Annotated in this window: 18 protein-coding genes; 6 read left to right on the top strand and 12 right to left on the bottom strand. The window is 58.9% G+C overall.

What is annotated here, in order from left to right:
• Positions 1-40: 40 nt before the first annotated feature.
• Positions 41-1,627 (top strand): sensor histidine kinase, encoded by a 1,587-nt coding sequence (locus JM93_RS08345; protein ID WP_145342209.1) that lies wholly within the window; start codon positions 41-43, stop codon positions 1,625-1,627.
• Positions 1,628-1,636: 9 nt separating this feature from the next.
• Here JM93_RS08345 and cobT read toward each other — a convergent pair whose 3' ends face one another.
• Positions 1,637-2,662 (bottom strand): nicotinate-nucleotide--dimethylbenzimidazole phosphoribosyltransferase, encoded by a 1,026-nt coding sequence (gene cobT / locus JM93_RS08340; protein ID WP_145342206.1) that lies wholly within the window; start codon positions 2,660-2,662, stop codon positions 1,637-1,639.
• Between the two features lie 92 nt (positions 2,663-2,754).
• Between cobT and JM93_RS08335 the strand changes: the two genes are divergently transcribed.
• From JM93_RS08335 to JM93_RS08320, 4 genes are all read left to right on the top strand, one after another.
• On the top strand, positions 2,755-3,594 hold the full coding sequence (locus JM93_RS08335) for an adenosylcobinamide-GDP ribazoletransferase (protein WP_145342204.1): 840 nt from the start codon (positions 2,755-2,757) through the stop codon (positions 3,592-3,594).
• A gap of 120 nt (positions 3,595-3,714) precedes the next feature.
• Positions 3,715-4,911 (top strand): alpha/beta hydrolase, encoded by a 1,197-nt coding sequence (locus JM93_RS08330; protein WP_208995034.1) that lies wholly within the window; start codon positions 3,715-3,717, stop codon positions 4,909-4,911.
• A 78-nt stretch (positions 4,912-4,989) separates the two neighbouring features.
• Positions 4,990-5,160 (top strand): DUF1289 domain-containing protein, encoded by a 171-nt coding sequence (locus JM93_RS08325; protein ID WP_145342202.1) that lies wholly within the window; start codon positions 4,990-4,992, stop codon positions 5,158-5,160.
• A 2-nt stretch (positions 5,161-5,162) separates the two neighbouring features.
• Positions 5,163-5,876 carry a retropepsin-like aspartic protease family protein gene (locus JM93_RS08320; protein ID WP_145342200.1) on the top strand — a complete coding sequence of 238 codons (714 nt, stop codon included), beginning with the start codon at positions 5,163-5,165 and terminating at the stop codon, positions 5,874-5,876.
• Between the two features lie 7 nt (positions 5,877-5,883).
• On the opposite strand, the gene JM93_RS08315 is transcribed toward JM93_RS08320, so the two are convergent.
• From JM93_RS08315 to JM93_RS08300, 4 genes are all read right to left on the bottom strand, one after another.
• Positions 5,884-6,714 (bottom strand): sulfite exporter TauE/SafE family protein, encoded by an 831-nt coding sequence (locus JM93_RS08315; RefSeq protein WP_145342198.1) that lies wholly within the window; start codon positions 6,712-6,714, stop codon positions 5,884-5,886.
• A gap of 45 nt (positions 6,715-6,759) precedes the next feature.
• Entirely contained in the window at positions 6,760-7,830 is a 1,071-nt protein-coding gene (gene dusA / locus JM93_RS08310; RefSeq protein ID WP_145342196.1) for a tRNA dihydrouridine(20/20a) synthase DusA, read from the bottom strand.
• Positions 7,831-9,212: 1,382 nt separating this feature from the next.
• Positions 9,213-11,261: a serine protease gene (locus tag JM93_RS08305; RefSeq protein ID WP_145342194.1), complete on the bottom strand. Its 2,049-nt coding sequence runs from the start codon at positions 11,259-11,261 to the stop codon at positions 9,213-9,215.
• A 97-nt stretch (positions 11,262-11,358) separates the two neighbouring features.
• On the bottom strand, positions 11,359-11,799 hold the full coding sequence (locus JM93_RS08300; protein ID WP_145342192.1) for a MarR family winged helix-turn-helix transcriptional regulator: 441 nt from the start codon (positions 11,797-11,799) through the stop codon (positions 11,359-11,361).
• A 413-nt stretch (positions 11,800-12,212) separates the two neighbouring features.
• On the opposite strand from JM93_RS08300, the gene JM93_RS08295 reads away from it, so the two are divergent.
• A complete protein-coding gene (locus tag JM93_RS08295; protein WP_145342190.1) occupies positions 12,213-12,755 on the top strand; it encodes a peroxiredoxin in 543 nt (180 codons plus the stop codon).
• A gap of 67 nt (positions 12,756-12,822) precedes the next feature.
• Here the strand turns inward: JM93_RS08295 and JM93_RS08290 are convergent, their stop codons facing one another.
• From JM93_RS08290 to cydD, 7 genes are all read right to left on the bottom strand, one after another.
• Positions 12,823-13,827: a BMP family ABC transporter substrate-binding protein gene (locus JM93_RS08290; protein WP_145342187.1), complete on the bottom strand. Its 1,005-nt coding sequence runs from the start codon at positions 13,825-13,827 to the stop codon at positions 12,823-12,825.
• 291 nt (positions 13,828-14,118) lie between these two features.
• The gene (locus JM93_RS08285) at positions 14,119-15,126 is read right to left on the bottom strand and encodes a BMP family lipoprotein (RefSeq protein WP_145342185.1); all 1,008 of its coding nucleotides are present in this window, start codon (positions 15,124-15,126) and stop codon (positions 14,119-14,121) included.
• A gap of 285 nt (positions 15,127-15,411) precedes the next feature.
• Positions 15,412-15,546, bottom strand: a complete 135-nt coding sequence (cydX, locus tag JM93_RS08280; protein ID WP_145342183.1) for a cytochrome bd-I oxidase subunit CydX — start codon at positions 15,544-15,546, stop codon at positions 15,412-15,414.
• Between the two features lie 12 nt (positions 15,547-15,558).
• Entirely contained in the window at positions 15,559-16,716 is a 1,158-nt protein-coding gene (gene cydB / locus JM93_RS08275; protein ID WP_145342181.1) for a cytochrome d ubiquinol oxidase subunit II, read from the bottom strand.
• 5 nt (positions 16,717-16,721) lie between these two features.
• Positions 16,722-18,320 (bottom strand): cytochrome ubiquinol oxidase subunit I, encoded by a 1,599-nt coding sequence (locus JM93_RS08270; RefSeq protein ID WP_145342179.1) that lies wholly within the window; start codon positions 18,318-18,320, stop codon positions 16,722-16,724.
• Positions 18,321-18,515: 195 nt separating this feature from the next.
• Positions 18,516-20,195, bottom strand: a complete 1,680-nt coding sequence (gene cydC, locus JM93_RS08265; RefSeq protein ID WP_145342177.1) for a thiol reductant ABC exporter subunit CydC — start codon at positions 20,193-20,195, stop codon at positions 18,516-18,518.
• Complete coding sequence (gene cydD, locus JM93_RS08260) at positions 20,192-22,018, bottom strand: thiol reductant ABC exporter subunit CydD (protein WP_155197482.1); 1,827 nt, start codon at positions 22,016-22,018, stop codon at positions 20,192-20,194. The genes cydC and cydD overlap by 4 nt, the downstream gene beginning before the upstream one ends.
• Between the last annotated feature and the right edge of the window lie 430 nt (positions 22,019-22,448).

The raw sequence follows: 22,448 nt of genomic DNA, 5'->3' as shown, positions 1-22,448 counted from the left end.
GATGACAATCAACACTTCGAAAACCGGTTTTAATTGCTGAATGGACTCCAATGCGCACAACATCGGTGATCGCAAAAGCACCATCAACCGCCAGCGAGCCGAACGCCGGCGGGAAATGGCGCGGACGATCAAGGATATGCGGGGTTCGATTGCCAATCTCGATCCAAAACGCAGCAATTTTGAACAAGAACGCCAGCATCTTTTTGCAGACACGCGGCTGAGCGCAGCCTACGCGGTGCCGATGCTGGCACTGATCGTTGCCGCGATCTCGATCTTGTGGGTTCCTTACGTGATGGTCGGCGCGTGGGTGCTGTTCGCTTTTGCCACCCACTTCATGATGGTGGCGATGTGCGCGGCCTATGAGCGCAGCTCGTCGGAGGTGCGGGCACGAAAATACTGGTTGAACTGGTTCTCGCTCGGCGATTTTTTATACGGCGCGGCCTGGTCGCTGTTTTTCCTCCTGCCAACGCAGAAACCGACCAATGAAGGCCATCTGGTGTTTCAGTTTGCGGCCATGCTGATCGTGATTGCGATGAACACCATGCAGTCGGCGACCCTGCCCCGGGCCTTGCTGGCCAGCACCTTGCCGATCACGCTGACCGTGACTTTCGCGTTCCTTCAGCAAGCCTCCCCGATCCACTACACGCTCGCGGCCATGGCCATCGGCGCACAGGGCTTTTTCCTGATCCTCGGCAACCAGCTTATCAAGAACGCCAACACGATGCTGGAATACCGCGCCGAAAAGGACCACCTGATCGCCGAGCTTGAGACGGCAAACGCGTTGTCAGACGAATCCCGGCGCCGCGCGGAAGCGGCGAACATGGCAAAATCCCGCTTTTTGGCAACCATGAGCCATGAACTGCGCACGCCGCTCAACGCCATTCTCGGTTTTTCGGAAATCATGAAGGACGAGGTTCTGGGGCCTATCGCCAATGCGAATTACAAGTCCTATTCGGCGGACATCCATGGATCAGGCCAGCATCTCTTGAACCTTATTAACGAGATCCTCGATCTGTCGCGCATCGAGGCCGGACGTCACGAACTGCATGAAGAAGCGCTCCTCCTCGGCGATGTTGTCGAGGAATGCATCGGCATGATGCAGATCCGCGCCAAGGCCAAAGAAATCACCATCTCTGAAAAACACGAGGGGACCTTGCCGAAAGTGTGGGCGGACGAACGCGCCCTGCGGCAGGTGGTGCTCAACCTGATTTCCAACGCCGTGAAATTCACGCCGAAGGGCGGTGACGTGAAAATCACCGTGGGCTGGACTTCCGGCGGCGGCCAATATGTATCGGTCAAGGACAGCGGCCCAGGGATTCCAGAGGAAGAGATCCCGGTGGTCATGGAGGCCTTCGGTCAGGGCTCGCTCGCCATCAAGAGCGCAGAGCAAGGCACCGGTCTCGGCCTGTCCATCGTTCAGGCCCTCGTTGCCATGCATGGCGGGCGGTTCACCCTGAAATCCAAATTGCGCGAAGGTACGGATGCCCTGTTCACCCTGCCCAAGTCGCGGGTGATGGACTATTCCGAAGATCAGCTTGAAGAAGCGATGCGGCCGAAATCAAAGCCGGAGCCATCCGATGAGGCGCTTTCGGGGTCGCAGGACACAAAGATCGTTGCCGGCGGCTGACGGGCAGCCCTAGGCCTCCTTGCCGGACACCCCGGCATCGGCGAAGGTGGCCATACCGGTATGCGTTTCGGCCGCCGCCTTGACAATCCCCGCAGCCAGGGCGGCACCTGTTCCCTCTCCCAGCCGCATGCCGAAGTCGAACAAGGCCGTCTTGCCCATTTTTGCAAGCGCTGTCTTGTGCCCTGCTTCGGCCGAAACATGGGAGAACACGCAGTGATCCAGCCCGTCCGGATCAAGCGCATAAACAACCGCGGCCGCGGCCGTTGTGACGAAACCATCGACAATCACCGGCACCCGCTGCAGCCTGGCGGCAATGATCAGTCCGGCCATGGCCGCAATCTCCCGCCCGCCTGTGCGGCGGAGGATTTCCAGCGGGTCTTTTTCGCTCCCAAGACGGGCAACCGCTGCCTCGACAGCCGCACGCTTGCGCGCCAGGCCCTCATCGTCGACGCCTGTGCCCCGGCCTATCCACTCGTCAGCGGATCCGCCGAACAAGGCGTTCAACACAGCCGCCGCGACGGTGGTGTTGCCGATGCCCATTTCGCCGAGGCAGATCAGATCGATGCCGCCTGCCAGGGCTTCCATGCCGTAGGCCATGGTTGCTGCGCAATTGGCTTCGTCCAGCGCGTCTTCCTCGGTGATGCTCGGGGTCGGGATATCCACCGCAAGATCGAAGACTTTCAGGCCGATATCGTTGATCCGGCAGATCTGGTTGATCGCAGCCCCGCCCGCGGCGAAGTTTTCGACCATCTGACGGTTCACTTCGCTTGGAAAGGCAGAAACACCCTTGTCCGCAACGCCGTGCGCCGTTGCAAAAATTGCGACAAGCGGACGGGTCACTGTGGGAGAGGGCTTGCCTGACCAGGCCGCGAGCCATTCCGCCAGATCCTCCAGTTTGCCAAGCGCACCAGCCGGTTTGGTCAATTGCGCGTCCCGCGCCTGCACCGCCTTGATCGCCTCTTCGTCCGGCCCAGGCAGGGATCGGATCAGATTGCGAATATCGTCAAAAGGAAGAGCGGTGTCGGATAAGGACATGTGGTCGTGGCCCCTGGGGATTGGAATTGCCGCGTTCAAGCCGCCGATCTATAACGGCGACTCAGAGAAAAACAACCGTTACACTGGTCACCATGAGCGAGCAATCCACGTCAAAAAACGGCATTTCGTCTTCCCAGGGCGGCAATCCGGTCACGCGCATTGTCGCTGACACTGCTGCGTGCGTCCGTTTTTTCTCCCGTCTTTCCGTACCGCGTCTGGGCGGCTTTGACGATCCAACCGCACTTCCCGACTTCACAACAATGGCACGCGCGGCACCACTTGCCGGGCTCGTGGTGGCCCTGCCAGCTGCCCTCTTGCTGTTCCTTCTGGGATTGAGCGCCCTGCCCCCGCTTGCGACCGGGATCATGACCTGCGCCGCGTTGGCCATGGTGACCGGCGCACTGCATGAAGACGGCCTGTCCGACATCGCGGACGGCTTCTTTGGCGGCGCCGCGCGCGAACGCCGGCTGGACATCATGAAAGACAGCCGCATCGGAGCGTTTGGCGCGCTGGCGCTGGTGATCGCAATCGGCCTGCGTGCGGTGCTTTTGGCCGGTCTCTTGGAACGCTATGGGCCTGCCGCCGCTGCTGCGGCCCTGATGACTTGCGAAATTTTCAGCCGCAGCCTGCTTGTCTGGCAATGGCACCGCCTCCCGCCCGCGCGTCCGGAAGGTCTGGGCGCCCGGTTCGGGACGCCAAATGCAGGCGCCACAGTGCAGGCGGCGGTGACCGGATTTGCATGCGTGGCTTTGGCCAGTGCGATGCTGCCGGCTGTTCCGCTGGCTACAGGCACCTTGTGCGCAGGTTTGGCGGCCTGGGCCCTGGCCGGTTTGGCCCGTGCGAAAATCGGAGGCCAGACCGGCGATGTTCTTGGCGGCATTCAGCAAATATCCGGCCTGGGCTTTCTTTTCGGGATCCTGCTTTTGCCGTAGAGGAAAAAAGTTCCACATTTGTGTTTGCATGCCTGATCAAAGATTGGCAAACATCCATGACGCACCGCACACGGGGCGCCCGACCATCAAGTGAAACAAGCCCCGGCCGTTGAGATCTGCGTGACCTTAATCCGAAGAGACACCCTAAAGACACCAAGCTGGCTTCTCGCGCTGGCTGCATGCCTGTTGCTTGCGGCGTGCAGCACGCGTCCAGACGCGGGTGTGCTGGCTATCTCGGCAGATCCTGCGCCAGGCGCACGGCCGCATGACATCATGGTTGTGACGACGCGCCAGCGCGATGACCGCCCCGACACGTATTTCAACGGCGAACGCCGGGAACAGGGCGTTGACTTTGCCGAGGTGACCATTTCAGTCCCGCCAACACACGTCCCGGGCCAGATTGAGTGGCCGAGCAAGTTTCCCGGGGACCCGAATACAGATTTCGTGACCCGAAAGGCCGGCTACATCGATGGCGAGGCAGCCTTCAAACAGCGTTTGAACCGGCGTTTGGCGCAGCTGCCGAAGGACAAGAGAACCGTTTTTCTGTTCATTCACGGCTACAATACGCGCTTTGCCGAAGGGCTTTACCGGTTTGCCCAGTTTGTAGATGATTCAAAATTCCCCGGCGTCCCGGTATTCTTTACCTGGGCCTCACGCGGCAACCTTCAGGACTACGTCTATGACCTGAACAGCGCAGCTATCGCCCGGGATGCGCTGGAAAAGACCATTAGAAACCTCGCTCAATCCAATGCCGACGAAATTGTCATCCTGGCGCATTCGATGGGCAACTGGCTGCTGCTTGAAACTGCGGCGCGCGTATCGGCCGCTGATCGCAGGGTGATCAACCAGAGGATCCAGCAGGTCGTCCTGGCTGCACCGGACATCGATATTGATCTCTTCAAGGCCCAATTGCGGCGTTTGGGCAAACCACCCAAGCCCTACATCGTCATCGTGTCAAAAGACGACCGGGCCTTGCGGCTGTCACGAGCAATTGCCGGAGGAAAAGAACGGGTCGGAGCCTATTCCGACGATCAGGAACTGGCAGAACTAGGTGCGATCGTCGTGGACTTGACCGAGGTTGAATCCGAAGACAGTGCGCATCACTCGAAATTTGCCCAACTTGCTGAATTTGCACCCGAAATCCGTTCGCTATTGTCACAAGGACAACTTGGTGACTTGAACCCGAACAAGGATGACGCACTGACAACGGCCAGCCAGGACCTTGGTAGCCTTGTCGCATCGACAGCACAAACTGCCGTAACTCTGCCCGTGACGATCATCACCGCACCGTTTACCCTTGGGGCTGGCGCGCGGTGAGAATCAGTTGACCAAGCTTTAATACATTCAAACCTCGACCAGCCTAGCAACCACAGTGAACAGACCCTACATCCGCTCATGAAGTCGCCCTGTATCAAAATTTGCAAAATCGATCAGGCAAGCCAGACCTGCTTCGGCTGTTTCCGGACCCTGGACGAGATCGCGGCGTGGAGCCGGATGAACGACACACAACGCGATCAGGTTATGGCGGATCTCGAACGGCGGCGGCAGACCTTGGTTGCGAGCTGAGCATGGGTTGGAAAAATGCGTTCCGCGGACTTGTCGTCGGACTGCTGATTCTGGTCTGCGTTTGGGCGGTCATCCAGTTCCTGTCCGGCTTTGAGATGAAGCCGGAAAACCTGGACTTCGATGAAACCGGTCCGCGTCTTGTCGCGCTCACTGCGCTTGCAGCCATATTTGTGGCAAGTCTCGTATTTGGACCGGCAAGCGTGAAGGATATTTTCAAAGGGATATTTGTTTGGGGCGGCATCATGCTGCTGCTCGTTGCCGGCTATGCGTATCGGCACGATCTCGTCAACGGCGGATACCGGGTGCTTGGCGCCCTGGCCCCGGGGCTCGCCGTCGAACAACCGGATGGATCAATCATGGTCGTGCGCGACGCCAGTGGTCATTTCCGGGTGAATGCCCTGGTTGACGGGGCACCGATCGACTTTCTGCTGGATACCGGCGCAAGTGCGGTGGTGTTGACGAGTGCCGATGCACAACGGGCGGGATTTCATCCCTCGGAATTGTCATTCACGGTTCCGGTTTCGACCGCAAATGGACGGGCGCTGGTTGCCCCGATCCGGCTGGATACGCTTCAGATCGCCGATGCCCGGTTCTCAGATATTCGCGGTTTCGTTGCCCGTGAAGGCGCACTTGAAACAAGCCTTTTGGGCATGACCGGGCTGGATCGCTTGCGCAGCTGGCGCATTGAAGGTGACCGCCTGATCATGACGCCGTAAAGCGCCATCACTCATACAGGCTGAGGCAGAAACGGGCTGCGACCACCAACAAAAACAGGCCGAATAACACTTCCATGCGCCGGCGCGGCATGGCGTGCGCAACCTTTACCCCAAAGGGCGCCGCAAACGTTGTGACCGGGATAATCAGCGCAACGCCCAGCAAATTGACATAGCCTGCCGAAAACGCTGGCAAGGCGGGATCGCCCCACCCGGCCCAAATGAGCCCGATCGTGCCGGGAACGGAGATCATCAAGCCCGTTCCGGAAGAGGTTGCGACAGCCTGATGGATCGACCGCCCGTAAAGGGTCATGAATGTGTTGTTCATGACGCCGCCGCCAATGCCCATGAGCGTTGAGAAAAACCCGATCATGGCGCCGCAGACCGACCGGATTGGCTCGCCCGGAATGTCGGCTCCAAGCCGCCAATGCGACTTGTTCGCCAGCATGCGCAGGCCAAGGACGAATGCACAAAAGGCAAAGATCCCTTTCAGCGCATCTCCAGACACATAAGCGGCCACAAAAGCCGCTGCCACAACGCCAACCGGCAGCGGAATCAGCCAGGATTTCAGAAGTTGAAGATCAACCGCCCCGCGTTTCTTGTGGGACATGAACGAGCGATAGGATGTGGGAACAATGATGCCCAGTGATGTTGCAACGGCGACGTGCATGCGCACACTTTCGTCAACACCCAGCACCGTCAGAAACTGGTAGAGAACCGGGACCAGAACCGCGCCGCCCCCAATCCCGAACAGCCCCGCCATGAACCCGGCCACCGCCCCTGACGCCAGGAGCGCGAGTCCGAGGCCGATGGCCTCGTTTGAAAGCAAGGATATGTCCATGAGGTCCTGTCGGAAACGAGGAAGTGCAGTGTCTGTTAACCTGCTCTAGGCTGCATGGCCAGAGGCGATATCCGCGCCTGCATCGGCATCAATGTGGTTTTCACGCACATCGTGCGGACGCACGGCCGACAACGCCTTTTCAACCACCTCCAAACCTGCGCCGGGCTTGATGGCTTCGACAGTCAGGATCCGCCGCCAGGAACGGGCGCCCGGCCGGCCGTGGAACAATCCGAGCATGTGCCGGGTCATATGCGCCAGACGCACGCCCTTTTGAAGCTTGTCTTCGATATAGGGGAAGTAGGCTTCAACCGCCTGCCAGGGCGAGACATCACCGGTATCCTGCCCGTAAAGGCGCTGGTCGACCTGCCCCATGATTTGGGGCGTGTGGTAGGCCGCGCGCCCGAGCATGACGCCGTTCAGGTCGGCTAGAAACGGGACCGACTGGTCAAGATCGGCAAGCCCGCCATTCAAGCCGATGAATCGGTCCGGGTACCGCTGCTTTAACCGCAGCACCCGGCCGTAGTCGAGCGGCGGGATGTCGCGGTTCTCCTTCGGGCTCAACCCTTGCAGCCAGGCTTTGCGGGCATGCACCCACAGCGCATCGGCACCGGCTGCGAAAACGGCATCGGCCATCGCATCAAGCGCCGGCTCCGGATCCTGTTCGTCCACGCCGATCCGGCATTTGACCGTCACGGGGATCGACACTGAAGCCTTCATCTCCTCAACGCACGCCGCGACGACGTCCGGCTGCTGCATCAAGCATGCTCCGAAGCTGCCGGACTGGACCCGGTCCGACGGACAGCCGACATTGATGTTCACCTCGTCATATCCGTACGCCTCGACAATGCGCGCAGACTGGGCCATGTCCCTTGGGTCCGACCCGCCGAGCTGGCAGGCAACCGGATGTTCGATTTCATCAAATCCGAGCAGTTTGTCCCGGTCACCATGGATGACCGCCCCGCTGGTCACCATCTCGGTGTACAGCAAGGCATGTGTGCTGAGCTGACGATGAAAGGCCCGGCAGTGCCGGTCCGTCCAATCCATCATCGGCGCAACTGCAAAACGGGGATGTTTTGCCGGATCGCTGTAGCTCAAAGCAACTTTGGTTCTGGTCATAGTTTTCATTCAAATTTCGCCGGCCGCTGCCCACTTGCAAGCCGAAAACACTGTCGTGCCGGTCGGGACTATGTCGGCAACCCGTCCATTGCCCCATGCAACCGGGCCACCGGGCCACCGGGCCACCTTCGCGCCCAGTCCAAATGCGTTGCGGTTATAGGACGCCAGGGCAGTGCACGCAATTCCCGGCTCCGCTGCATGTTAGGCCGAACAAGCCGTAGCTGCCGCAGGGACAAGCGTTTGCCGCTTAATAAATACACCTCTTTTATTAAGCGGCCAAAAAAAACGGCGCCAAAGGCGCCGTAAAAGTTACTGTGCACGTGGCCCCATCGACCACATGCGACAGTATAACGACACTTTCACAAATAATAAAGCGTTAATATAACGGACTTAACTCAATTGAACCAACCACTTAGTTTATTTCGACACTTATCGAAATATCAAATTACACGGTTGCAGTAATAAATCCAAGATCGCAATGGGTGCGTGATACTATCACACACACCAGTCAACAGTTGTATTCAACCCCGTATAACCACTTAGCACTACACGACTTGAAATTGTTCAGTTCAGAGTACATCAAAACACATACAACCTTAGATTTCCTTTAAGTCATCACTTTAAAAACTACTCGATGTAATTCGAAAAAACGGCGTATGACCAAGTATCGCGCATCACAGTCAAAAAGCGCCCCCAGAACAATGAATACATTAAATAACTAGGAATGTAATTGTATTCGACAGAATACACCGATTCGACCACTCCTTGCATGCAGGCAGCGAGAGACCTGTCGCCTGGCGACCAGGCCGTGGTGACGCCAACCAAGACGCCAGAACACCCGCTTTCTGTTCCGGCAATGAGTTGTCCGGACCTGGCAGCCTGTTGATAATGTGCAAACAGGACGAACACGTGCAATCAGTGCACGGCCCGATTGATCACTCTTACGTGAGCTGGTGCATGCGCTTGCAGAGCGCAATTATTGGGCTGTGGTGAAAATTGCAGACCAATTTGCGGCTGTATCGGCTTAAAAAAGAGCAGATAAGCGGGATCCCTGCGAAAAATTTATTATCGATAATTATTAATACAACCTGTCCGAACGGCCGTTCAAAGAGAACAACCCTCCCGGCTGAGCGGATCGTGCCCGGGCGGCTTGATCCCGGCCGCAACTTCAGTCAACGTTGATTCACCGGAATGTTACTGTGCAAACTTTCGGAAACCCATCACCCAGAGCCAGGCGGGAGTGTCGTTTGGAGGGGAGCAGATCAAGCCCGGCGGGTTCTTTCCGCCGGGCTTGATGTGTAAATGGCCGTTTTTCGGCGGCACCTTTCAAAATGCCAAGAGATCGTCGGCTTGCCTGCCTTTAAGCCTGCCCTTCCAACCCATCAAGGATGGCGGGATGGTGGCGCCGGCGGCGGGTTTTCCAAAAAGCGGCGCGCCGATGCAGCCGCCCTCATATTGTTCTCTTCCATGAGCGCGACGACTCTTTCGGCAAGACTGCGGTCACCTCCCCAGACAGCTGCCTGCAATATACGCCGAACCAGGTCGGCCTCAGGCTCTGCATGCTCCAAAAGAAACCGTGCATGCGGGAGCATGGCTTCAAACCGTCCGGCCAGTTGCAGCGAGACCAAGAGGGAGAGTCTTGCATTTAACGAGTTGGGTGCCTGTTCGACGGCCTGTTGGTGCAGTGAGATCGCCTTATCATAGGCTCCAAGCCGCCCGAGGACCTGCCCGGATTCTATCATGAGACCAAGGTTCTGCGCCCTTGCACATGTGTCTGCCAATCGGGTTTCAGCGGCCTCGCCGGGCACCCCGGGAGCTCCGACCCGGTCCGCGCAAGACCGGAGCGCCTGACCCAAACGCTGCTGCGTTTTGTCAGCGTCTACATCCTGGCGCCCCTCCAGCAATGCCTGCACATCCTCGGCCGGAATTGCCTCAAACCGGCCCTCTCCGCCTCCAACCGCGATCCCAGCCAGCCGTCCGTCCTGGCCGACGAGAGCGCCGCCACTCACACCGGGTTGCATGAAACTTGTGACCTGCAAACGGCCATACAGCGCCTCGGGCGACGGCCCGAGCGTTTGAAGTCCACCGGGGAAGACCCTAACCTCCCGGCGCGCCGGATCTGCGCCAATGACATGAAGCGGCCCCGCTGTGGCCGGCGATCCTTTAAGATCGAAAAACGCGCCGCCTTCGGGAAGCCCCCCGGCCCGCAACAGGGCAAGGTCGCCGCCATAAGAACTGGGAATGACAACGGCCTCCACCGGCCCCTCGGGCGTGAAGACACGTGCGGTGCTTTCATCGGCCACCACGTGTCGGTTGGTCACCAGTAAATCCGGGCCGATGCGGGTCGCGCTGGCGAGCGGATCGTACGCTGCAACCGGGAAAACGGCCTGCCGCATGGCGCAGAGCCGCGGCGTGTAGGGGCATGTGGCATCGCGGTTTCCTGCAGCCCGGCTGACGGAACTGCCCGCGAGCGGCAATTTGAGTGTGATCTCACCGCCGTTCCGCATCAGAGTAACTGTGATCATCTGCCCGGGGTTTGCAAGCGCAAGTGCGGCGACGGCATCGCGTGGCTTTTGAACCGCACGCCCGCCAATGCGGCGAAGAATGTCACGGGATTGCACGCCGCTTCGCGCTGCCGCTCCCCCGGCTTCGACTGCGGCCACCAGAACGCCGGACACGTGCCTCTGCAGCGCGGCCGGCAGCACGTCCAGCTGCCAGCCCGGATCCTGATAGGCAACCGCCCCATCCTGCGCCAGGTTTGTCACCACGCGCACCAGAAGCTCCGCCGAAACTGCAAAGTTCACGCCAATATTGGTCCCGCCCGAGGCCGCGAAGATGGCCGACATCATCCCGACGAGTTTGCCATCCCGGTCGACCAGCGCGCCGCCGGAACTGCCCGGATTGGCGGCCGCGTCGGTCTGAATAAAATCCTCGACCTCGTTGAAGCCCGCATTTGTGACCGGATAGGCAGAAACGACGCCGCAAGCTACCGACACGCCCAGACCATACGCATTGCCAATTGAGCACACCGGAGACCCCGGTGCCGGTACAGCACCGGTTTTGAAAACAGGCAGATCAATATCGGCCTTCAACAGCGCCAGATCGCTGGCCGCATCAAATCCGACCAGAGCCGCCGGCACGATCCGTCCGTCGGAAAGCCGGATATCAATCCGCTCAGCAGGCTCAACCACGTGATACGCGGTGGCAATCAATCCGCCCTTTGCCACCACCACGCCCGACCCTTCCGGAGAGGACCCCAGGGGCGCACCACGCCCCCCCTGTGGCCGGCCAGGCCAAACAGGCAGGACAGACACCACAGACCGTAGGGTCTCTTGCGCAACAGGAAACGCCCTGGCCGTGGGGGGCGGCGAAACCGCCAAGTATGCCAGTGTCAAAAACCCGGCGAACCTAGATGCTTTAAACCATGTCATGGACTTCCTCCCGCCCCGGCAACGATAAGGCAAAACAACGCTGGGAGAAACGGTCGGCTGCTGACAATGGCACAGGCCCACCCGGTAGATGTGCGGCTTAAATTCCGGAGGTTTCCCGAGCTTCACCGCTTGAGAGCTTGGCAAGAAGCCGCTTCAGCTCCTGCTCCTCCGCCTCGGACAATTTCGATGAAAAATGCCGGGCGGTCTCGCCGGCGTGCGGCATCAGCGCGGCCAGCTTTGCCCGCGCTTCCCCAGTTACAAACACATCCCGTCCCCGGCCGTCATCTTCGCTCTTCACACGGTCGATCAGCCCGGCTTTTTCAAGCGACCGTAGAACGCGGGAGATCGCCGTCCGGTCTACACCGAGATAATCTGCCATATCAGACGGTTTCGTGATCGCATAGTGGTCCACCATGACAAGGGTGCACCACATCAAACGTGTCAATTTATGTGGCGACAAGACCTCCTCGAAACGCCGTTCGATCAATCTGGCTGCATAAGACAACTGGAAGCCCAGACCCTCCTTGATCTGATACATCCCTTACCCCCTTAGAAAATTAGTTATCGCAGACAATCATCTACGTGAGACTTGCGCCCGATATTGTCTCGCCGCGCGACCCACCAAAAAGAACTCTTCGTATACTTGCCAGTGACAAAATTAATGCATGCATTAGTTTTTCAACGAAGCGCTGTCTACGCGCGAACACGCAATTTCCGTCCGAAAAACAAAAACTCCACCGATTATTCACTGTGCGGAAGGCGGCCCGGGACATGGTTTCATCAGTGGATTCCTGCGGACACCACTTGCCGCAATGCAGCGTATCGTCTACCCGGGACCGGTAAATTTGACAGGGTGCGCAGAGATCGGGGCGCGACGCCTCCTCCCAGGTGATTGCGCATCGCCACTACCCGCAACCTGTTCGCCAACCACAGTTTTTTCAGGAGTTTCTGATGTTCGGCAAAAAGGTTCCAAACGTTACATTCCGCACGCGCGTCCATGACGAAGCCATCGAAGGCCCAAACCCGTTCCGTTGGGAAGACAAGACAAGCGATGACTATTTCAAAGGCAAGCGTGTCGTCCTGTTTTCACTGCCGGGCGCGTTCACGCCGACATGCTCGACCTACCAGCTGCCCGATTTTGAGAAGCTTTTCGCGGACTTCCAGGCTGAAGGCATCGACGACATTTACTGCATCTCGGTCAATGATGCGTTTGTCATGAACGCCTGGGCAAAGTCTCAGGGCGTCAAGAACGTGAAAGTGATCCCGGACGGTTCGGGTGAGTTCACGCGGAAAATGGGCATGCTGGTGGCAAAGGACAACCTTGGCTTCGGCATGCGCTCCTGGCGCTACGCCGCGGTGATCAACGACGGTACCGTTGAGATGTGGTTCGAAGAGGACGGCTTTTCCGACAATTGCGATACGGATCCTTATGGGGCGTCTGCGCCTCAGAACGTTCTGGAAAACCTGCGCACACCAAAAACAGCCGCAGCCTGATCGCCAGACGGGCTGATTACCAAAAGCCCCGGATGTCCGGGGCTTTCTTCTTTTGGGCGCGCCCGGCCTAAAGAACGTCCGCGCACCCGTCGACGCTGTCTGGAACAGTGATCTCGATTTTTTCGAGAGCCAGACCGAGTTTGACCTCGTCAACTTTCGGAACGATGTCTTCAACAAGCGTCCAGTTGTTGCTGTCGACCGCCCAATCAACACCGTTATCGTCGGTCGTCATGGTGACAATCCCGCTGGACCAAGTGTTCTGCGCAACAGCCTTCCAAGTCGCATAAACAGCTTCGTCAATTCGTTTGACGGCACTCGTCAAAACGGTTCCAGGTGCAAGAGCATTTTGATTTGAATCGACCATGATCACCTTCTTGCGGGCATCGGTGGCTGCAAGAGCTGCGCCTTCGGCGGCAAAACCGGCAGGCGCAAACACAATGTCGGCGCCGTTCTGATACATCTTAGCGGCCATTTTCCGGCCGCCGCGCAGATTGCGGAACGCGGCGACATCATCGCCGACAAAACCGGACAGGATAACCGCCTCCGGATTGGCGTGGTGAACGCCAGCGGCGAACCCGCACATGAAACGCCGGACCGGCGGAATATCAAGCGCGCCAAGCGTGCCAACGGTTCCGGTCTCCGTTTTGAGGCCGGCCACATAGCCAACCAGAAATCCGCCCTCATCCTCCGCAAAGAGAATAGACCGGACATTCGGCATATCCGCGATGTAGCCATCAATGATCGTGAACTTCACATCCGGAAAAGCGGTCGCGGCCGCCCGCACAGCGCCTGCGTTCTCAAATCCCATGGTCAGGATGTGTTTTGCGCCCTGCTCGGCAAAAAGGCGCAGCACCTTTTCGGTTTCCGCGGTATCGGCACTGACCCATTCTTTGATATCAAGGCCCAAATCGGAGGTGGCGCGGCGGGTTCCCGCGCTCGCCAATTCATTGAAGGCACCGTCGTTCTTCATAGTCGTGTAGACAATCGCCCCGGCCACATCGCTTTGTGCGGCAGGTTTTGCAGCGCCCGACGAGCAGACGATCAGAAACAAAGTGATCAAGAGCCGCGTCATGCAGCCTCCGTATTTGTCAGCCCCTTGCCGGATTGCACGTGCAGATCCCAAGACAAAGCAACGTAAAAATTGCAGACATACCAGGTCCGCAACCGAGTTTACCCTCGCGCGGTTAAGCGATTACAAAACCACGCGCAGAACAAGAGCGCACTGCGTAGCGAAAACTCAGCGGCATCGCAAAGCCTATTCTGGCAGTGGGTGAATCAGACATGCCGCGACACGCATGCAATTCTAATAAAAAACCCCGGCTGAATTCAGCCGGGGTTAAGCCGTCCAATTTTCGGTATGAAATCAGAGCACTTCGGCGCAGCCGTCAACGCCTGCGGCGGGGGCGACAGTGATCTCGCCAGAAGCCAAAGCGGCCTTCACTGCATTAACCTGAGCTTCGATGTCCGAAACCGCCGACTTGTTATGCTCGTCAACGGCCCAGTCGACACCGTTTTCGGCCGCGGTCATGGTGAAGACGCCCGGCTCCCAGGTGCCGTCCTGTGCAGCTTTCCAAGTCGCAAAGGCAGCTTCGTCAACCCGCTTAAGGGCAGTCGTCAAGACCGTACCGGGAATGAAGCCGTTCTGGTTGGCATCGACCATGATCGCGTATGCACCCGCTTTTTCGGCAGCCTTTGCAGCCCCTTCGGCAGCGCGGCCGGCCGGCGCAAAGATTACGTCAACGGAGTCTGCGGTCATCCCCTCGGCCAGCTTCATGCCGCCCTCAAGGTCGCGGAAGCCAGCTGGCGTATCGGAAACATAATCGGCAACAACGGTGATGTCCGGATTGGCGTGGGCTGCACCTGCAGCAAAGCCGCACATGAATTTACGAACCGGCGGAATGTCGACGCCACCAATGGCTCCAACCTTACCGGTCTTGGACTTCAGGCCTGCAGCATAGCCGGCGATAAAGCCGCTCTGGTGCTCTGCAAACAAGACAGACCGGACATTCGGCATATCGGGAATGTAACCGTCGATGATGGTGAATTTCGCGTCGGGATACTCAGCAGCAACGGTCTTGACCGCCTCGGTATTTGCAAAACCGAGTGTCAGCAGATGCTCGACACCGTTCTTTGCGAAAACGCGCAGCGCCTCGGTGGTTTCCGCTTCATTGTCGGCAACGCGCTCGCGAATGGTCACCCCCAGCTCGTCCTTGGCGCGCTTCGAGCCGTCAAAACCCAGCTCGTTGAAAGCGCCGTCATTTTTCATGCCATTGAAGACGATCGCGCCGCTTGTCTGAGCGTTTGCAGCGATCGTAAACGCCATCGCGAGGGAAGCGCCAAGGCAGACGCTTGCGAGAATTCCGTATTTCATTTTGAAACCTCATGGTGCACAGGCAGACTTTCTGTCCGCGGGCGCACTTTTCTGTGCGCCGGATTGCAGTTTAATGACAGACTGACGCAGCGACAGATTATTTTTTGTCCAATAGGTCAAATTTCAGGCGGTTTGTGGGTTTACGGTTATTGGCGTCTTAATGGGATTATCGATACTTATGCAAAACTCCCAAGGCCGGTGCCATATGCCTGTCTGAAGCCGCTCCACAACAAAAAAACGCCGGGCTCTTTCTGCCCGGCGTTTCGAATGGTCTTTCCAGTGTCTTTATGACTGCGGCGCGCCCCGGCGGTTCTCGGCAAGCCGGTTGTTCTCATCCTCGCGCATCTCCAGCCACATGGCGTTCAAGATGGCCAGACAGCACGCAAGCGGCATGCCAAGGATCCAAGCAAAGTACCACATCAGCCGATCTCCTCAGTAGGCCGTTTCATTATCGCGTTCGATGGTCTTCTCATCCACCTTGCCCCAAAGCACCTTGTAAACCCAGGCGGTGTACACAAGGATGATCGGCAGGAAGATGATGGTCGCGACCAGCATGTTGAACAGAGTTGCGTGGCTGGAAGCCGAATCCCAGACTGTCAGGCTTGCATCCGGCTGAACCGAGCTTGGCAGCAGGAACGGGAACATTGAGACACCCACCGTCGAGATGATGCCGAATACCGACAGTTTGGAACAGAGAAAGGTCAGTTTCTCGTAGCGCGTCTGCAAACCAACAAGCGCGCCGAACGCCCCCAAAAACCCGAGCGCAGGTGCCAGCCACAAAATGGGATGCGCGGCATAGTTCGCCATCCATGCGCCGTCTTCGATCACAGCTGTCTTCCACAACGGATTTGCCGGCATATTCGGGTCTATGTCGGATGTGATGCGCTGACCATCCACAAAACCGTTCGCAATCAGAAAACCGCCAAGACCGAACAAAACGATGGCGCCTATTGCAGCGAACGAACCGTAGCGGCGGCCGCGCTCTGCAACAACGCCTCCCGCGCGCATACCAAGCCAGGCGCCGCCATGCATCACCAGCATGCACACCGACAACAACCCGCACAAAAGCGAAAACGGCGAGAACAGGCCGAAGAACGATCCCTCATAGGTCATGCGCAAATCAGGATCGAGCGTGAAGGGAACGCCAAGCAGCACATTGCCGACCGCGACACCGAACACGAGCGCGGGAACAAACGAGCCGGTAAACAGCGCCCAGTCCCACCGGTTACGCCATTCCGGATCGGGACGTTTTGACCGGTATTTGAAGGCAACAGGCCTCAGGATCATCGCCGCCAGCACCACAAACATGGCAAGGTAGAATCCGGAAAAGCTGATGGCATACAGCGGCGGCCAGGCGGCGAAGATCGCTCCGCCACCCAGAATGAACCAGACCTGATTGCCTTCCCAGGTGGCACCGATTGTGTTGATGGCCACCCGGCGTTCCACGTCGGTTTCGCCGACAAAGGGGAGCAAAGCGCCTACCCCCATATCGAAACCGTCCGTGACCGCAAAACCGATCAGAAGCACGCCCAGAAGCAGCCACCAGATCATTTTCAGCGTCGAATAGTCGATGAGTTCGTAAAGGATCATCCTGCTTACTCCGCTGGTGCCGGCATGGCGCCTGTGGACACCGGGCGCGCCGGCTCATGGCTTTCAGTGCGGCCGTCATCCGGCCCCTTTCGAATGTTTTTGAGCATCAAGGTGATCTCGATCACCAGCAGCGTCGAATACAGCGCGATGAACCCGGCGAGCGTTAGAAGCACCTCGGTCACCGACAGGTTTGACGCGGCCGCCGATGTCGGCAACATCCCCTCGATGATCCATGGCTGGCGGCCATACTCGGCAACGAACCACCCCATTTCGCTGGCGATCCACGGAAGCGGGATCGACCAAACGGCGATATGCAGGATCCAGCGGCGGTCCTTGGCCAGCCGGTCAAGCTTGGCCGAGGACGAGTAGTAGAAGAACACCGCCGTGAACAGGATGAAGAACATGCCGCATGCGACCATGATCCGGAAGGCGTAGAACATCGGCCAGACCTCCGGCACCGCCGACCATGCCGCCGCATCAATCTGCTCGTTGGTCGCGTTCAACGGATCATCCGTGAACGACAACAGCAGATAGGCGTAACCGAGCGTATGCTGGTTCTGAACGAACGTATCGCGGACCGCAGGGTCGACATCCTTCGGATTGTCGCGGATTTTCTGCAGCGCATCCCAGGCAATCGCCCCCTGGCGAATCCGGTCCTTAGACTCCTCCACCAGTTCGTTGATGCCGGGGATTTCCTCAGTCAGCGACCGGGTTGCAATCAGGCCCATCACGTAGGGAACCTCGATGGCAAACAGGTTTTCACGCTTGGCCTGATCCGGAAGCGCCACCACATTGAACGCGGCCGGCGCAGGTTCGGTTTCCCACATGGCCTCGATGGTCGCGAGTTTCATTTTCTGGTTCAGGTTCGCTTCGTAGCCGCTTTCGTCGCCCAGAACGACCACGGACAGCGCTGAGGCGAAACCAAACGCCGACGCAACAGCGATCGAGCGTTTGGCAATCGCAATATGCCATCCCTTGAGCATGTACCAGGCCGACACCCCAATCACGAACATGGAAGCGGTAACATAGCCCGCCGACACTGTATGGACGAACTTGGCCTGGGCAACCGGGTTGAACAGCACCTCGAAGAAACTGGTCACCTCCATGCGCATGGTATCGGGATTGAACATTGCCCCGACCGGATGCTGCATCCAGCCATTGGCTATCAAGATCCACAGCGCTGAGAAATTCGTTCCAAAGGCCACAGCCCAGGTCGCGGCCAAATGCTGGCGTTTCGTAAGCTTGTCCCAGCCGAAGAAAAACAGGCCGACAAAGGTCGCCTCTAGGAAGAAGGCCATCAGGCCCTCAATGGCAAGCGGTGCGCCAAACACATCGCCGACATATTGACTGAAATAGGCCCAGTTCATGCCGAACTGGAATTCCATGGTGAGCCCCGTCGCGACACCAAGGACAAAATTGATCCCGAACAACGTGCCCCAGAATTTGACCATCCGCTTCCAAATCTCACGGCCGGTCATGACATAAACGGTTTCCATCGTGGCAAGCAGGATGGACAGACCGATTGTCAAAGGCACGAAGAGAAAATGATACAGCGCGGTCATGGCGAATTGGAGCCGTGACAGGCCAACAACATCGAGTTCCATGTGTGCACCTTCATTTGGCCGGCAGGCCCCGCCCCTCAGGGTCCGTCCGGCGAAGATCGTCCGCAATTTATGCGGTGGGGCTCGATCTTATCACCTGACGCGAACGGCGACGTACGTGCAACTACGTGATTGAATTGGCCAAAAAGACGCAGGACTTGTGTCGTTGGAGAGAAAATTTATCAGCCCGAACTGACCCTAAAACATGTCAGCCAGCCGAACTTGCCGGTCGGCGCGGGCCACTTCCTGCGGTTTGTGCGCGATCATCAAGACCGCGGCATCCCCCTTGAATGAAAAAAACCTGTCGAGCACGTCATTGGCCGTCTCGTTGTCCAGGCCCTCGGTCATTTCATCGAGGATCCACAGCACAGGCCGGGTCAGGTAGGCCCGTGCAAGGCCAAGGCGGCGCTGCTCACCGCCGGACAGACCGAGGCCGCCTTCTCCCAAGACCGTTTCGAGCCCTGCCGGCGACCGGCCAATCCGGTCCGCCAGCGCGGCGCGTTCCAAAGCCTCCCACATGTCGGCCTCCGACGCGTCCGGATTGGCGATCCGCAGGTTCGCGGCAACGGTATCATGAAAAAGATATGGTTTTTGCGTGAGCACGGTGACCTGCTTGCGCAGCCGTTCTTCACCGGCTTCGCCAACAGGCGCGCCATTGAGCCGGATGGCACCTGATACCGGCGCGGCAAGCCCTGCGGCAAGCGCCGAGACCGTCGACTTGCCGCAACCGCTGCGGCCGACAAGCGCGACGCATTCTCCCGGCGCAAGTGACATGTCGAACGCCTCCAGAACGCTGCGCCCCGCCCCGGGATAGGCAAATGAGACCTGATCAAATGCGAGAACAGCGGTGTTACCGCCATCGAAAGCGGCGGACGGAACCGACTGTGCGACCGCGTTTACGTCCATGTTTCCAGTTTCGGCGGCCTGCAGGTTCGCCTCGGCGCGCGCAGCAGCCCTTTGAGTGCGCGGCAAGGCCGACAGGCCGGGAACCAGTGCGGAAACGAGTTCCGGTAAAGCAATCGAGACCAGAAGCACCGCAACACCTGCGCCCATCGGCAAACCACCGTCAAAAACAAGCAGTCCGGTCAGCGTGAGCATGACAGCAAGATAGACCTGCCCTGCAAGAAAGGTGGCCGCCGTAAAAGACCCGGCGCTGTTATCGATCTCTGATTCTGCACGGATCAGCGCATCATTGGCCACCATGACTTTGCCGGCCGCCTTGTCCAGACCACCATAGACCGCCAGATCCCGGCGTCCGGCGACCAGATCAACGCTGCGCACGCGCAAGGCCTCGTGGCCAGCTTCCAGCCTGCGGGCGGCCGCTGCGTTCCGCCCCTTCAACCGGACCACCATCGAGATGACGGCTGCCGCAAACAAGCCAAGCCCCGCCAGAAGCCGCCAGTCCAAATAGGCGAACCAGAGGCAAACCAGCAAACCGACGCCAAGAGCAACCACCGTGGGGACGGCGAGCCGCAAATAGACCGCGTCGAGCAAGGCAACATCAGAGGTCAGCCGATTAAGACTGGCGCCGCTCCGGAGTTTGCGCGCGCCCTGAAGCGCAGCATTTGCATGGCCCTTGAAAATTCCGGTTCTCAGGAACGCCAAAAACCGGAATGTGGCATCATGGGTAACCATCCGCTCGCCATACCGCCCGGCCGTTCGGGCAATCGCAAGCCCCCGGATAAGCGCGCTTGGGACGAACACATTCAAGAACACGGCTGTCAAACCGGCAATGGCGCAGGCCGTGATGAACCATCCGGCAACGCCCAGGAGCGCCAAACCCGCAAGCGCAGGCACAAACGCCACCGCAATCCCGGCCCAGAACGCGACCGGATTGAAATGGCGCTGGCGGGCAATGATCTGACCTATAGCGCTCATGCCGATGCCTCCCGGGCGCCAGCCGTCAATTCGATCTGCCGCCAGGACAACCGCAAGACTCGAGGGTCGTGGGTTGCCAGCAAAACGGTGCGCCCCTCAGCCAGCCGCTCAAGCCCGGCAATAACATCCTGCGCCGTGTCGTCATCCAGCCCTGCGGTCGGCTCGTCGGCAAGCAAGACGGGCGCATCTGTGCGCAAGGCGGCGCGTGCGAGGGCGAGCCGGCGGCCTTCGCCGACCGACAAACCGAAGCCTTCTTCTCCGATGACCGTGTTCAAGCCCTTGGGCAATCGGCTGACAAACCCGGAGGCACCTGCAAGGGCAAGTGCGTTTTCCAGATCCGCGCCGCTTGCAGTCTCGTTGGCCAGCTCAAGGTTGGACCTGATGCTGCCATGGAAAAGCGCAGGGCTTTGTCCGATCCAGGCAACGGACCGGCGCCAGCCCGCAGGGTCGAAATCGCTGAGTGGAAACCCGTTGATCAGGATATGCCCCCCATCGGCATCAACAAACCCCAAGAGGCAGTCGATCAGCGTGGTTTTGCCGGATCCGCTGCGGCCGCGCAAAATAACCGCCTCGCCGGCTCGGGCAGTGAATGTGACCGAGGCCAGACGCCGGGCCGATTGCGCGCCGACTTGCAGCCGCGAGATGTCAATCAGTGGCGCCTGACGCAATACCGGAGCTGTCTGCGCAAGACCGGGCCGTTGAACTGCGGCCGGGTCCGTGCCTCGAACGGCTGTGTCCGAGCGGTTTACAGCGGCCATTTCCGTCAAGGACCGGTCAAGCGCGTCGAGCTTGCTAAGCGCTGCCAGTCCGGCGGCCCGGTCGTGATAGGCGGCGGCATAGGCCCTTAAGGGTGCAAAAAATTCAGGTGCCAACAACAATATGAACAGGCCTGGCCCGAAGCTAAGCGCCCCCCACCACGTTCCGGCAGACAGATCGCCCAGCAGCGAAAAACCGACATAGACCGCAACAAATGCAATCCCAAGTGCACTGAACAGCTCCAGCACCGTGGAAGACAAAAACGCGATTTTCAGGACATTCATGGTCCCGTTCCGGAACCGCTCCCCGGCTGTTTCTATGTCGCGTTCCGTGTTGCTGAGAGCCCCGAAGAGACGCAGCGTGACCAGACCGCGCAGCCGGTCGAGCAGCATACCGCTCATGCGCGCCAGTTCTTCCTGCTGCGCCTCGCTGGCCGCCTTTGCGCGCATGCCCACCAAGGCCATGAACAGAGGGATGACCGGTCCGGTAACCATCAAAATGAGCGATGCCAGCCAGCTGATCGGCAGGACGGTTAGCACTATGGCAAGCGGAACGATCTTCAACCGTTGCTGCTGCGGCATGAAATGCGTGAGATAGGGACCGAGTGCATCAATCTGTTCGCTCAGATAAGCGGCCATCTGTCCGCTGCCCGGCATGCCGGACGCCGGCGAAACCCGGGCGATGGATGCCAAAAACTCGCCGCGCTTGCGTATCTTGACCGTGGCAGCGACCCTGCGGGCCATCTGTCCGGCCTTATGTTGACATAAAGCGCGCGCACCTCCGATGAGGACAAAAGCGAACGCACTAGCCGCGAGAAACAGCAGTGGCAGGACGGCGGTGTCTTCGGCCATGAAGGCGGAGAGCATGGAGGCTGCGCAAAAGGCCAGAAGCGCGGCCTGGCCGATCCATAACAAATCGGACAGGCACAGCAGGAGCCCGGCGCGCGACAGGGCGGCACGCTCGTTGCCCAGCAGAAGATCCGCTGGCGCCGGCTTGCGTGTCCGCGCTTCTTCCGCCGCCCCCTCAAGAGCCCCTTGACCACGATCGTCGGCGGTCAACTCAACCAACTTGATCCGTCTCCCCCGGTGCCTGCCGGCCGCGATGACCCGCCGGGCAATCCGCACTGTCTCTTTTCCCTGGCACACTTAGGTGCTTTGCTAATTCCGTTTATCCGGTTCGGGCCGTGTTTGCCAGATTAAGCTGGCCGATTTGTGTGCAACGTATGACCGCAGTCCAATGCGCGTTGGCCGCAGAGCCTCTGCTCACAAACGGGCACCCCTGTTCAAATGCGGCGACTTTTTTGAGCTGCAGTGCACATCCCCTGAAGATAGAGGGGTGAAATTGCTACAGGAACGTGCTCATCATGATCATATACAACCAAGCAATTTTTTACGATGTCCTTGGGGCTATTTTCAAAGTTCGGCAATCCGCCGGCGCATATGTTTCAGACAAGGCTGGTGCGTTTTGCACCTTCATACCCGCTAACAACTTAAAGCC

This window comes from Roseibium hamelinense (assembly GCF_007830545.1).
GTDB classification, from domain to species: domain Bacteria; phylum Pseudomonadota; class Alphaproteobacteria; order Rhizobiales; family Stappiaceae; genus Roseibium; species Roseibium hamelinense.
Note: the sequence above shows the minus strand (reverse complement) of the source record. Positions and strands in the feature narration are given on the sequence as shown.

Coding starts and splice junctions, on each gene's coding strand:
- JM93_RS08285 (WP_145342185.1), bottom strand. CDS start 15,126: ATGAAATACGGAATTCTCGCAAGCGTCTGCCTTGGCGCTTCCCTCGCG.
- JM93_RS08270 (WP_145342179.1), bottom strand. CDS start 18,320: ATGGAACTCGATGTTGTTGGCCTGTCACGGCTCCAATTCGCCATGACC.
- dusA (WP_145342196.1), bottom strand. CDS start 7,830: ATGACCAGAACCAAAGTTGCTTTGAGCTACAGCGATCCGGCAAAACAT.
- JM93_RS08315 (WP_145342198.1), bottom strand. CDS start 6,714: ATGGACATATCCTTGCTTTCAAACGAGGCCATCGGCCTCGGACTCGCG.
- JM93_RS08290 (WP_145342187.1), bottom strand. CDS start 13,827: ATGACGCGGCTCTTGATCACTTTGTTTCTGATCGTCTGCTCGTCGGGC.
- cydB (WP_145342181.1), bottom strand. CDS start 16,716: ATGATCCTTTACGAACTCATCGACTATTCGACGCTGAAAATGATCTGG.
- JM93_RS08325 (WP_145342202.1), top strand. CDS start 4,990: ATGAAGTCGCCCTGTATCAAAATTTGCAAAATCGATCAGGCAAGCCAG.
- JM93_RS08335 (WP_145342204.1), top strand. CDS start 2,755: ATGAGCGAGCAATCCACGTCAAAAAACGGCATTTCGTCTTCCCAGGGC.
- JM93_RS08345 (WP_145342209.1), top strand. CDS start 41: ATGGACTCCAATGCGCACAACATCGGTGATCGCAAAAGCACCATCAAC.
- cydC (WP_145342177.1), bottom strand. CDS start 20,195: ATGAGCGCTATAGGTCAGATCATTGCCCGCCAGCGCCATTTCAATCCG.
- JM93_RS08320 (WP_145342200.1), top strand. CDS start 5,163: ATGGGTTGGAAAAATGCGTTCCGCGGACTTGTCGTCGGACTGCTGATT.
- JM93_RS08300 (WP_145342192.1), bottom strand. CDS start 11,799: ATGTATCAGATCAAGGAGGGTCTGGGCTTCCAGTTGTCTTATGCAGCC.
- JM93_RS08305 (WP_145342194.1), bottom strand. CDS start 11,261: ATGACATGGTTTAAAGCATCTAGGTTCGCCGGGTTTTTGACACTGGCA.
- cydX (WP_145342183.1), bottom strand. CDS start 15,546: ATGTGGTACTTTGCTTGGATCCTTGGCATGCCGCTTGCGTGCTGTCTG.
- cobT (WP_145342206.1), bottom strand. CDS start 2,662: ATGTCCTTATCCGACACCGCTCTTCCTTTTGACGATATTCGCAATCTG.
- JM93_RS08295 (WP_145342190.1), top strand. CDS start 12,213: ATGTTCGGCAAAAAGGTTCCAAACGTTACATTCCGCACGCGCGTCCAT.